The sequence below is a fragment of the Chryseobacterium elymi genome (assembly GCF_003385495.1).
GTDB classification, from domain to species: Bacteria; Bacteroidota; Bacteroidia; order Flavobacteriales; family Weeksellaceae; genus Chryseobacterium; species Chryseobacterium elymi.
Window position 1 is genome coordinate 17,248 of sequence record NZ_QNUH01000004.1, and the last position, 12,721, is coordinate 29,968.

The 12,721-nt window shown below is 37.0% G+C and carries 12 protein-coding genes; 5 read left to right on the forward strand and 7 right to left on the reverse strand.

Annotated elements, in window-relative coordinates; all coding sequences use genetic code 11:
• Positions 1-200 precede the first annotated feature (200 nt).
• From DRF60_RS05485 to DRF60_RS05505, 5 genes are all read left to right on the forward strand, one after another.
• Positions 201-863, forward strand: coding sequence for a BON domain-containing protein (locus DRF60_RS05485; RefSeq protein WP_116011112.1), 663 nt, complete (start codon positions 201-203; stop codon positions 861-863).
• 115 nt (positions 864-978) lie between these two features.
• Positions 979-1,743 (forward strand): MlaE family ABC transporter permease, encoded by a 765-nt coding sequence (locus DRF60_RS05490; RefSeq protein ID WP_116011113.1) that lies wholly within the window; start codon positions 979-981, stop codon positions 1,741-1,743.
• On the forward strand, positions 1,743-2,522 hold the full coding sequence (locus tag DRF60_RS05495) for an ABC transporter ATP-binding protein (protein ID WP_116011114.1): 780 nt from the start codon (positions 1,743-1,745) through the stop codon (positions 2,520-2,522). Before DRF60_RS05490 ends, DRF60_RS05495 begins: the two co-directional genes overlap by 1 nt.
• Before the next feature lie 12 nt (positions 2,523-2,534).
• Positions 2,535-3,593 (forward strand): MlaD family protein, encoded by a 1,059-nt coding sequence (locus DRF60_RS05500; protein WP_116011115.1) that lies wholly within the window; start codon positions 2,535-2,537, stop codon positions 3,591-3,593.
• Between the two features lie 42 nt (positions 3,594-3,635).
• Complete coding sequence (locus DRF60_RS05505) at positions 3,636-5,099, forward strand: SLC13 family permease (protein ID WP_116011116.1); 1,464 nt, start codon at positions 3,636-3,638, stop codon at positions 5,097-5,099.
• A 20-nt stretch (positions 5,100-5,119) separates the two neighbouring features.
• Here DRF60_RS05505 and DRF60_RS05510 read toward each other — a convergent pair whose 3' ends face one another.
• The 7 genes from DRF60_RS05510 to DRF60_RS05540 all read right to left on the reverse strand — a co-directional run bounded on the left by DRF60_RS05510 (position 5,120) and on the right by DRF60_RS05540 (position 12,627).
• A complete protein-coding gene (locus DRF60_RS05510) occupies positions 5,120-5,677 on the reverse strand; it encodes an inorganic diphosphatase (RefSeq protein ID WP_116011117.1) in 558 nt (185 codons plus the stop codon).
• A gap of 88 nt (positions 5,678-5,765) precedes the next feature.
• A complete protein-coding gene (locus tag DRF60_RS05515; protein WP_116011118.1) occupies positions 5,766-8,276 on the reverse strand; it encodes a cation-translocating P-type ATPase in 2,511 nt (836 codons plus the stop codon).
• A 284-nt stretch (positions 8,277-8,560) separates the two neighbouring features.
• A complete protein-coding gene (locus tag DRF60_RS05520) occupies positions 8,561-9,043 on the reverse strand; it encodes a DUF6691 family protein (protein WP_116011119.1) in 483 nt (160 codons plus the stop codon).
• Between the two features lie 11 nt (positions 9,044-9,054).
• Positions 9,055-9,618, reverse strand: a complete 564-nt coding sequence (locus DRF60_RS05525) for a YeeE/YedE family protein (protein WP_116011120.1) — start codon at positions 9,616-9,618, stop codon at positions 9,055-9,057.
• A 14-nt stretch (positions 9,619-9,632) separates the two neighbouring features.
• Entirely contained in the window at positions 9,633-11,051 is a 1,419-nt protein-coding gene (locus DRF60_RS05530; RefSeq protein WP_116011121.1) for an MBL fold metallo-hydrolase, read from the reverse strand.
• Positions 11,052-11,127: 76 nt separating this feature from the next.
• On the reverse strand, positions 11,128-11,922 hold the full coding sequence (locus tag DRF60_RS05535; protein WP_116011122.1) for a sulfite exporter TauE/SafE family protein: 795 nt from the start codon (positions 11,920-11,922) through the stop codon (positions 11,128-11,130).
• Between the two features lie 72 nt (positions 11,923-11,994).
• On the reverse strand, positions 11,995-12,627 hold the full coding sequence (locus DRF60_RS05540) for a Crp/Fnr family transcriptional regulator (RefSeq protein ID WP_116011123.1): 633 nt from the start codon (positions 12,625-12,627) through the stop codon (positions 11,995-11,997).
• Between the last annotated feature and the right edge of the window lie 94 nt (positions 12,628-12,721).

Consider the following 12,721-nt stretch of genomic DNA (forward strand, 5'->3'; position numbering starts at 1 on the left):
AATAACCCACAAATCCGTTGGACACCTCCAAATATTAGTATCGGTCAGCCAAAAAATTATTAATTCTATTATTCAAATTTCAATAATAAAGAACAGACTGCCAAATATTTGATCTGACCAATGTCATACTTCATCGTGATCTGCATCACTTTATCTTCTATAAAGTTTATAGAACTTTGAAATATAAAACTTATCATCAAATGAAAACAGATGCAGAATTACAAAAAGATGTTCAGGATGCCATGAAATGGGAGCCTTTGCTGCATTCAGCAGAGATTGGAGTCATTGTAAAAGACGGAATCGTTACCCTTACAGGAACTGTAGATAGCTATGCAAAGAAATTACAGGCGGAGCATGCCACAAAAAATGTTTCGGGAGTAAAAATTTTGGTAGAAGATATCGAAGTAAAATTATCAGATCCACGATCAAAAACTGATGTAGAAATTGCCGGTGAAATTATTGCTGCATTTAAAGCGAACTCATTCATTCCCGAAGAAAAAATATCGGTAAAAGTGGAAAACGGGTGGGTAGATTTAGATGGTGAAGTGTCTTGGGATTATCTACGGGATATTACAGAACATGCAGTAAAGTATCTTCCCGGAGTTAAAGGTATTTATAATAACATTATTATTAACCCGGAAGTCCGGAACACTGTTGAAAAGAGTGATATTGAAAAGGCCCTTGACAGAAGCTCAATTGACAATAGTGAAATCAACGTATCAGTTTCCGGGGCAACGGTCACATTAACAGGGACGGTACACACCTGGCATCAAAAGGAAGAAGCAGGACGCATTGTCTGGAAAACACCTGGTATACAAGATGTAAAAAATGAATTAAAAGTAGATTATGAGTACAATCTATAATTCATTACTAACTCTTAAACGTTCCGGATTGTACATTGTGTCTATCGGCTGAAAATATTTCTGCAAATATCAATAATGGACAATCTAACTATATGAACATTATAAACATCACATCGTGGAAACCTATTTTAAAAAAAACCTCAGTATTGTAGGCAATATAGCTTCATTCTCCAGCCGCTTTTTTAAAGAAATTTTTAAACCGGGATTTGAGTGGAAAGAGTTTATCCGACAGTGTTTTGTTGTGGGTTATCAGTCATTAGCATTAGTGACGATAACAGGTTTTATCATGGGACTGGTACTGACTATACAGTCGCGTCCGGCTATGGCAAGGTTCGGAGCCGAGTCTATGATACCCGGTATGGTTTCGCTGTCATTAATAAGGGAGATTGCTCCTGTTATTACGGCTTTGATTTGTGCCGGAAGAGTTTCATCAGGAATTGGTGCAGAATTGGGATCTATGAAAGTAACGGAACAAATTGATGCCATGGAAGTTTCAGCGATTAACCCCTATCGGTATCTGGTGGTGACCAGAACATTGGCTACAACACTAATGATTCCGATTTTAGTACTATATGCTGATCTGATCGGAATCATGGGCGGTTTTATCGGGATCAATATGCACAGCGAAAGTAATATAGCGCATTATTTTTCTAACATATTTGAATCCCTGGAATACACAGATATTTTACCGGCTATCATCAAAACCTTTTTTTTCGGTTTTTTTATCGGGATTATTGGCTGTTATGAAGGATTTAATGCTTCGGGGGGGACAAAAAGCGTGGGAAAAGCTGCAAATTCAGCTGTAGTCATTGCTTCATTGATGATCTTTATCATTGATTTGATAGCAGTGCAGGTAACTGATTTATTTTTTGAATTGTAATGGAAAATAATAAAAATTTGCCCATCAGGCATGACCAGTTAGCAACCGGTACATCACTGATAGAATTTAAAAATGTTTACAAATCTTATGGCAGTAATAAGGTGTTGAACGGCATTAGCTTTACCGTTAAAAGAGGAGAAAATCTGGTCATATTAGGAAAGTCAGGCTCTGGTAAATCGGTTGCTGTTAAATGCCTGGTCGGTCTTACTAAAGTGGATAAAGGAGAAATATTTATATCTGGAGAAGATATAACAAAGCTCAATGAGGAAGACCTTAACCGGATCCGGATGAAGATTGGTTTTCTGTTTCAAAACGGAGCTTTATATGACTCGATGACCGTCCGGGAGAATTTAATTTTCACATTACAGCATAACCAAAAGAACCTTACTGAACAGGAAATGGAATCTGCTGTTAAAGAAGCATTACAAAACGTAGGACTGGAAGAAGCTATTGACCAATTGCCGGCAGAGCTGTCCGGAGGAATGAGAAAAAGAATAGGACTGGCAAGAGCATTAATCATTAAACCGGAAATTATCATTTATGATGAACCGACCGGAGGTTTAGATACCATCACAGCCCGTGAAATCATTGAGCTCATCCGAAATATCGGACTAAAATATAATACCTCATCCATTATCATAACACACGATTTAACCTGTGCAAAATATACGGGTGACAGAGTCATCGTCCTGAAGGACGGTCTAATAAAAGCTGAAGGCAGCTATAAAGACATAGAAAATAATGCCGATGACTGGGTAAAATCTTTTTTTGAAAAATAAACAAAAACAGCCATGAGCAACGAGTCATCAAACAACTGGAAATTGGGAATTTTTGTCACAGCAGGCATCCTTCTTTTCATAACAGCCATCTACTTTATTGGGGTCAACAGAAATTTGTTTGGTTCTAATTTCGTCTTGCGTTCAGAATTCAAGAATGTCAGCGGATTAAAGCAGGGCAGTAACGTGCGTCTTTCCGGTATCAACATCGGAACGGTCAACAAAATAGATTTCATTTCAGATTCATTGGTTCTGGTCAGGTTATTAATCAGAAAGGATGTACAAAAATATATTAAAACCGACGCGGTTGCCAGTATAGCATCAGACGGATTAATGGGTGATAAAATTCTCATTATTTCGCCCGGCACCACCTCCACTACCATGGTAAAGGATAATGACATCATTACTTCTTATAAAACCATTGAAATAGATGATCTATTCTCAAGTGTAAAACAAAGCGCCGACAACGCTAAAGCAATTACTGATGAACTTGTCGAGTTCAGTGCTAAAATGAATAACAAGAATAGTTTATTGACAAAAATAATGACTAATAAAGATTTTGCTGCGAGAATAGACAGAACCATAGAAAATCTGCAGATTAGCTCTCAGGAATTGGCAAAATTCACGCCCAAACTGAATAATAAAAACGGAACGGTTGCAAAAATATTTACCGATAAGAAATGGTCCGATAATATTGAAACCAGCATTTCTAATCTACAGAACAGCTCTCGTGAAATCAGTATTTTCACCACAAAACTAAATAATAAAAATAATGTGCTTTCTCAGCTATCTTCCAATGATACTTTGGCTCTTTCAACAGAAAAGATAGTCCGTAACCTTGAAAAAAGCTCTGATGATCTTATACAGTTTACCTCAAAAATAAATAATGATGAGAATGTGTTATCGAAGCTTACCAACAACCCCAAACTTGGCAGATCCGTTGATTCCACGATTATCAATATCGGGAAAGGTATCGATGAACTCAGGGAAATAGAAGCCGCCGCGAAGAATAACTTTTTGTTAAGAGGCTATTTTAATAAAAAGAAAAAAGAAGCTGAAAAAGAAAAAAGATAATTGTTGTTAATCCATTCAAAAGTATGATCCATTCTGACCGCCATGCCAACCTACTACAAGATCCACAGAAAAAAAATCGGCCTGATCATTGGGTTTTTACTCAGTGTGTTGTGTTGTATAACTAATCCTTTTGCATTATCTCATCACGCCAATCAGGTCCTTTCTGTCGCTGTTCTTATGATTGTCTGGTGGATATTTGAAGCGGTGCCGATGGCTGTTACCGCTTTAATACCTCTTGTTTTATTTCCTTCTTTTGGTATTTCTTCCATAAAAAAAGTCGCTGAAAGCTATGCAGATCCAATCGTTTTTTTATTTATGGGAGGTTTTTTCATTGCAATAGCCATCGAAAAATGGAATCTTCACAAAAGAATAGCTCTGGGAATTATAGGAATCACAGGAACCAATGGAAACCGTATCATCCTTGGTTTTATTATGGCAACGGGCTTCCTCAGTTTATGGCTCAGTAATACCGCGACGACCATTATGATGTATCCTTTGGCTGTATCAGTCATCCACGTTGTCCAGAATCATAATAAAAGTGAAAAAAATACTCAAAACTTTTCTTTAGCACTTCTCCTTTCTATAGCTTATGCCTCCAATTTTGCTTTGGGTACTGTCATTGCCACCCCGCCAAATGTTGCTTATGTGGGATATATTAAAGACAGATTCAATTACACCATTGGCTTCTCTGACTGGATGGTGCTTTTTTTGCCGCTGACTTTAGTTTTATTATTAATGCTTTACGGAGTACTTGTCAAAATAATGTATCCTAATAATATCCAACACAACAATGAAGCCTCAAACACGATAAAAAAAGCCCAATTTCAATTGGGAACAATAAGCAGACCCGAATTGCGAGTCCTGCTGATTTTCATTTTTACTGTTTTATTATGGATTTCAAAAGATTTGGTGAACAAATGGCAAACTTTTTTAAAACTGGATGACACGGTTATTGCCCTATTGAGTGCCATTCTTTTATTCTTAATTCCATCCGGTAATAAGAAAAACAGGAAACCTGAAAGATTACTGGTTTGGCGCGATACTCAAAAGATGGCATGGGACATACTGCTGCTATTTGGAGGAGGAATTGCATTGGCCAATGCTCTTGAGGTATCACAATTAGCCAATGAGTTTGCCAACGGACTGGCTTACATTACTACAGGTAATCTGCTTTTAGTTATAATAATTATATCTGCCATCTCCATATTTTTAAGTGAAGTAATCAGCAATCTGGCTTTAGTCATGATCCTTTCGCCCGTTGTGACTACTTTAGCCCTATCTTTACACATTGATCCCCTTCTACTAGGAATTCCAATGACATTAAGTGCAAGCTGCTCATCTATGCTTCCCATGGGAACTCCTCCAAATGCAATAATCTTTGCAAGAGGCAACATAAAAATTCAGACGATGATGAAAACAGGATTTGTACTTAATATTATTTGTATAATCATCATTTCGTTGGTATGCTGGTTCTTTATCCCTATGATGCCGGGTATGAAATTATAAAATCAAAGAATTATATTACATTAATCCTCTTTTATTTTAGGCTTGATTTCTTTGACATACATCATCAAACTTTCTTCAATACAGTCGAAAGCTTCTTCCTTATTTTTAAACCCAAATACCTGTACTGCTTTTCCCTCCAATTTTTTATATTCTTCAAAAAAATTCTGAATCTCATTAATTGTGTAAGCAGGCAGGTTTTCAATATCATTGATATGCGATAAGGACAAATCATTTTCAGCCACGGCTATTATTTTATGGTCTTTTTTATCTTCGTCTGTCATTTCCATTATTCCTATTACCCTTGCATTAACCAGAGTAAGCGGAACAAGACTTTCCGAACATAAGACCAAAATATCTAACGGATCTCCATCACTGTAGTAAGTCTGCGGTATTATCCCGTAATTGGCAGGATAATACATCGAAGATAAAAGAATTCTATCCAGTCTTATCAGTCCTGATAGTTTGTCGATTTCGTATTTTGTATGGCTGCCGCTGGGTATTTCAATAACTGCTGTAACTATTTGCGGCAGATGCTCTCCTGGTGAAACGTCATGCCATGGGTGTTGATTTCCTATCATTGTTTTAATATTAATTTTATTTTCGTGGTTATTAATTTATTCCTGTAAATTTCAAAAATATAGTATTCCTAAAAAATGATGGTCGTCACTATCCTTTTACTTTTCCTATTCTTTTTACATATTTATAGACCTCAAACCATAAAACAGAAACTGCTGCAATGAAAACAGCCATCCCCAATTCATTTATATTGAGCGCTGTTACTTTAAAGAATAGAGAAATTGGCTTTACGTATAATATAACTAAAAGCATCATTAGTACTAAAGCAGAAATACCGATGAGTAAAGGGTTACGGTTTCTGAAACTTTCCAGCACACTATAAAAGAATGACCGATTGACAAAGCTCAGTAATATGTTGGCAAAGATTAAGGTACTGAATACCATTGCCCTGGTCTTCTCTTCATCACCTCCGTTTTGAACCGAAAACTGATACACAAATAAAACTCCAAAGGTAATCATCAAACCCTGAATAACACTGATTCCCAATTCATTTAAACTTAAAAAAGTATCTCCCATAGCTCTTGGAGGCTGTTGCATTGTATTTTTTTCCATAGGCTCATTCTCATAAACAATGGAACAGGTCGGTCCCATTACTAATTCAAGGAAAATAACGTGAACCGGAGTAAATATATGCGGAAATACCCATCCCAAAAACAGCGGCAAAGAAACCGTCAGAATAATAGGAATATGGATGGAAATAATATACTGGATCGCCTTTTTAATGTTGGTATAAATTCTTCTTCCTGCAGCAATTCCTATAATTAGTTTTTCTAGATCATCATTCGTAATAACCAATGCCGCAGCTGATTTGGCAATTTCGGTTCCTTTATTTCCCATTGCAACACCAATATGAGCAGCTTTCAACGCAGGACCATCGTTTACACCATCTCCAAGCATGGCCACCACTTCACCTTTCTTTTTCAGGGCATTTACTACTTCAAGCTTCGCATCGGGAAACATTCTGGTAAACAAAACCGTATCCTCTGAAATCTGCATCAATTCTTCTTCAGAACGTCCTATAATATCACTTCCATTGGTCGCTGGAGCATCATTTTTAATTCCTGCCTGCAGAGCGATAGCATTCGTTGTATCTGCATTATCGCCTGTAATGACTTTTACCTTAATTCCCGCATCATAAATACTTTGAAAGACCTCCTTTATTCCTTTTTTAGGAGGATCATAAAAAACGGTCAGCCCTAAAAATTCAAAATCAAAATCCTGTTGGTTTTTTGGGAAATTGTTCCCTTCAAAATGGGACTTCGCAACTCCCAATACACGATAACCTTGCTGTCCAAATGTTTTTATAACGTCTCTTATCTTTTCTTTTTCAGTCTCTGAAAGCCTTGAAACATTTAAAATAGCTTCGGGAGCACCTTTCGCTGCAATAATTCTGTCTGTATTTGTGTTTTCAAAAAGATGAGTCATCATGGGCGGCTTGCCTTCAAGCGGATATTCATGAAACATCTTATATTCTTTTCTTACATCCTTCTTTTGAGTTTCCTCATACGTTTTGTGTAGAGTAATTTCCATCGGGTCAAAAGGGACTGGCTCACTGCTCCACATTGCATAATTAATCAGTTCACTTAAATCATCATTTTTAAATTCCTTTTCTTCATAAATCTTATCGGATAGGTAATTGTATAAATGTTGAAGCTTCATTGAGTTCTCAGTAATAGTACCGGTTTTATCGGTACAGATAACCGTGGTGCTTCCCAGGGTTTCTACAATACTGCTCCGCTTAATAATAATTCCCTGACGCATCAGTTTCCAGGCTCCCAAAGCCATAAAAGTTGTAAATGCAACAGGAATTTCTTCGGGAAGTACAGACATTGCTAGCGTTAATCCACTAAGCAGGCTCGTGACCATATCTCCTGTTTTGATATAACTGAATATGCAGACCATCAAAAAAATAAGGATCCCGACAACTGCCATCCATTTTACAAACTTCCGGATCTGGATCTGCAATGGCGAAATTTCTTCTTTTATATTCAGTATGGATTCTCCAATTTTACCGACACGTGTTTCTTTTCCTATTTTTTGTACTTTAAAAACAGCTAACCCCGAAACCGTCACAGTTCCGCTATAAACAAGGTTATCCTCAGATTTGTTATCTTTAAAAACTGAAAAACTTTCACCGGTAAGCGAAGATTCATTCACGGAAAAATCATTACTGTGTACAATTACTCCATCAGCATTGATAATCCTTCCTTCCTCGGTGATGCATAAATCACCCACAACAATTTCGTGTGTCGGGATTTCTACTGCCTTCGAATTTCTGATGACCGTACTTAAAGGTTCATTAAGTTTTTCAAGTTCCTCTAAAGCTTTTTTACTGCGGTTATCCTGATAAAAAGATATAGCAGTCACCGCCACAATTGCCACAAACATAAAAGCAGCCTCTCCATAATCTCCCACAATCACATAAATGACTGAAATAATGATCAGTAAAATCAGCATCGGTTCTTTTAAAATACCAATGAGCAAATCAAACCAGGTGTTTTTACGGATAGCTTCCAACCGATTATATCCATATCGTTGTCTGGAAGCTTCCACTTCATTTTCGGTAAGACCTGTAAGATTTTCGGCTAGATTGTAGGACATATCAATTAAATAGGTTATCTAAAAATAAGGATTATTTTATCGAATAATGGTAAGCAATGTTAACAATTCCTCTAAAAGATATAAAAATTAAAAGAAAAAATAGTAACATTATAGCTTCACAGTCAACAATAAAAAATCATTTTTAATCAAACATTTCATAATTTTAATTGAACGAAAAAGTTGATTTCCATAATTTTTATCCTGCAACAGAGTGATTCCGGACACGAATTCCCGAGGTCTTTACTTCCTGCTATTGCAGAATTTTTCAAAAGTCACTCTAAAAATTAATGCGGCAATTTATCCCTGAAATAACCATAAACCCAGGTTCCGAAAACAGCACTCACTAAAGTAATAATAACCGCAAAAGCTCCGGTTCCGATTTGTGCAAAAAGAGGTCCCGGACAAGCACCGGTAATTGCCCAGCCAAATCCGAAAATCAATCCACCGTAGATTTGTCCTTTGTTGAATGTTTTAGGAGCAATTGAAATTTTTTCTCCGTAAATTGTTTTTATTTTGAATTTTTTAATCAGCCATACAGAAATCATTCCTGTCAGAACCGCGCTTCCAATCACGCCGTACATATGAAAGGACTGCAAACGGAACATCTCCTGGATTCTGAACCAGCTGATAATTTCAGCTTTTACAAATACGATCCCGAATAAAATACCAACGATTAAATATTTCAAATTGTGATACCATTTGTGCTGAAGATGGCTTTCGTTGGCACAAATGCTGTCCTGATGACGTATATCTTTTTCTTTTGTCATTATAAATATATTTAGAGTGAAAGAATGATTGGCAAAATCACATTTGCCATTAAAAAACCACCGAGCATAAAGCAGATTGTTGCCACCAAAGACGGCCATTGCAGATTGGAAAGTCCCATTATGGCGTGTCCGCTTGTACAGCCTCCGGCATATCGGGTTCCAAAACCTACGAGAAATCCGCCGCCGACCATCATAATGAATCCTTTTAACGTCAATAAGCTTTCAAAATTCATCAGTTGGGTCGGAACTAAGTTGCTGTAATCTGTAATTCCGTAGGCTGCCAGTTCGGTCTTAAGGTTTGAATTGACTGTCATTTCTCCGGGATTCATCAGGAAATGGGCAGCAATCATTCCGCCGAAGAAAATTCCTAATACGAAGAATAAATTCCAGGATTCTTTTTTCCAATCGTATTTGAAAAAGTTCACGTTTGCCGGAATACACGCTGCACAAATATGTCGCAATGACGAACTGATCCCGAAAGATTTATTACCTAAAATCAATAGTACGGGAACGGTAAGACCGATGAGCGGACCTGCAATATACCACGGCCAAGGTTCTTTTATTAGATCTAACATTAATTACTTTTTGTTTAAATAGAGTTTAACATTTTACTTTGACAAACGAAATCGCTTTTGGGAACACCGGTTTGTGAGATGGCTTTAAAGCCGCCTTCAATTTCGGTAAAATTACGGAAGCCTCTTGCCTGAAGGATACTTGCCGCCATCATACTTCGGTAACCACCTGCACAGTGAAGATAAAAATGTTCGGTCGGCGCAATATGGTTTATCCACTCATTGATATAAGCCAACGGCTTGTTGTAGGCTTCATCAACGTGTTCTGCCTGGTATTCGCTTTCTTTTCTAACGTCGATAATTGTAACCTTTTTATTTTTGATTTCAGTTTCAAATTGATTTGCGGAAATTCTGTTTACGGTATCCGTTTCTTTTCCGCTGTTTTTCCACACTTTAAACCCGCCTTTCAGAAAACCTAAAACATTATCAAACCCTACTCTACTGAGTCTCGTAACCGTTTCTTCCTCATTATTTTCATCCGTAATTAATAAAATGGGTTGTTTTACATCTACAATCAAAGCGCCGACCCAAGGTGCAAAATCTCCGTCTAATCCTATATTAACGGATTGAGGAACAAAGCCTTTTGCAAATTCATCATTATTTCTGACATCCAGAATCAAAGCACCTGAATGTTCTGCTATTTCCTCAAATTCTTCGGGAGAAAGCGCATGCATACCTTTAGACAACACCTCATCAAAACTATCATACCCTTGTTTATTCATCGCTACATTCATCCCGAAATAGGCAGGTGGCGGAAGAAGCCCGTCTGTAACAGCTTTTATGAAGCTTTCTTTATCTTTTTGATTTAATGCATAGTTGGTTTTCTTTTGACTTCCTAATGTATCGACCGTCTCTTTCTGCATATTTTTTCCGCAGGCAGAACCTGCACCGTGAGCGGGATAAACGATAATTTCATCGTCCAATGGCAGAATTTTTTGGTATAAACTATCGTAAAGAAGTCCTGCCAGTTCTTCCTGAGTCATATTCGCCGCTTTCTGAGCCAGATCCGGGCGACCGACATCGCCGAGAAACAAAGTATCTCCACTGAAAAGAGCTTTTTCTTTTCCATTTTCATCGATTAATAAAAAGGAAGAGCTTTCCATCGTGTGTCCGGGCGTGTGCAAAACCTTGATTTTGATTTTTCCAACTTCAAAAACCTGATTATCTTCAGCTATAATGGCATCAAATTCTGGTTTTGCAGTTGGTCCATAAACGATTGGTGCATTTGTTTTTTTACTTAAATCAACGTGGCCACTAACAAAATCTGCGTGGAAGTGGGTTTCAAAAATGTATTTGAGTTTTACATTGTCTTTTTCCATTCTGTCGATGTATGGCTGGGTTTCTCTTAAAGGATCAATGATTGCCGCTTCACCTTCAGAAACGATGTAATATGCTCCCTGAGCTAAACATCCTGTATAAATCTGTTCTATTTGCATTTTGATATTTTTTTATTTGATACAAATTTCTATGTTTTACTTTCTTCCTACAGCCACTTTTGTTACACAAGAAGTTTTAAAGGAAAAGTTCTTTGATAATAATGTAAATTCCCATCACCAGAATAAACCAGCCAAATGCAGGCTTCAGTTTTTTACCATCAATTTTCTTTGATAATTGCGAGCCAATGAGGATTCCAACGATGGCAATTGCGGTGATGGTTGCTAATAAATTCCATTCGATCCTGACGTGATTCATTGATGAAAAAAAACCGATCAGAGAATTTAAAGAAATGATGACCAGGGAAGTTCCTATGGCGACTTTCATCGGTGTTTTCAGTAGATTGACCAATGCCGGAATGATCATAAATCCGCCGCCCGCTCCTACCAAACCTGTTAAAATCCCGACAACAGAACCTTCGCCTGCTGCCAAAAGTGTATTGTTTTTTTGTGAAGGGACTGTTTCAATTTTAAGCATTGCCCTTTTTTGAATCATTTTATAGGAAGCGATAATCATTAAACCCGCAAATAGTAAAAGAAGAAAAATGTCTTTGGTCACAATGAAACTTCCAAAACTGAAAACCTCATCAGGAATTAAAGGAAGAAGAAAATTTCGGGTAAGAAAAATGGAAATAATTGACGGAACCCCAAAAATAAAAGCAGTTTTAAAATCAACCAATCCTTTTTTAAAATAAGAAAAAGAACCAACCATACTGCTGATTCCGACAATAAAAAGTGAATATTCTGTCGCCAAAAAAGCATCAACCCCGAAGAGATAAACCAAAACAGGAACGGTAAGAATACTTCCGCCACCGCCTATTAATCCTAATGAAATACCGATAAAAACCGATGCTATATATCCAAAAATTTCCATTTTTCAACTTTTACGAAACAAAGATGGATATATCCGGGAATCTGTACCGCTACTTTTGTTACACAACAAAAATTAAATAGAATCGGAAAGGGTGATCTTGTTTCTTCCCAGTTTCAGTTTGCCGGAATCTTCCAGCTGTTTCAGGAGTCTTGATACGACTACTCTGGCTGTTCCAAGCTCATTGGCAAGCTGTTCGTGGGTGATAATAATGGTTTTGGACTGGGATATTTCAGATTTTTTATCGAGAAGATTCAGTAATCTTTCATCCACTTTTTTGAAGGCAATGGCATTGATGATATCAAGTAATTCTTCAAAACGTTTATGATACAACCTGAAAATATAATCCAGCCATTCCGGATATTCTTTGATGAATAAGGTAACTTTATCCATTGGTAAAAAAAGAATTTCGGATTTTTCCTCCACTTCGGCTTTTACAATGCTTTTTTCGTTATGCATCCCGCCAAGAAACGACATAATGCAGCTTTCACCGGCCTTAATGTAGTAGAGTAAGATCTCTCGCCCGTCTTCTTCCGTCCGGATTACTTTTAACAATCCTTTCATTACAATCGGAATGGAACGTATGGAAGCATTTTCATCCAGAATAACATCTCCTTCCTGATATGTTTTTCTGATCCCGTTCTGATACAGTTTATCCATTAATTCTTGAGAAGAAATGAATTCGGAAGATAATATTTGCTGGCTCATTATACGGAAAATATTGAACTAATTTACGGTTATTTGTTGAATTCTTATATAGTATTCCTTGAACTATTTGAGCTTAATTTTAAACTCAAACTGT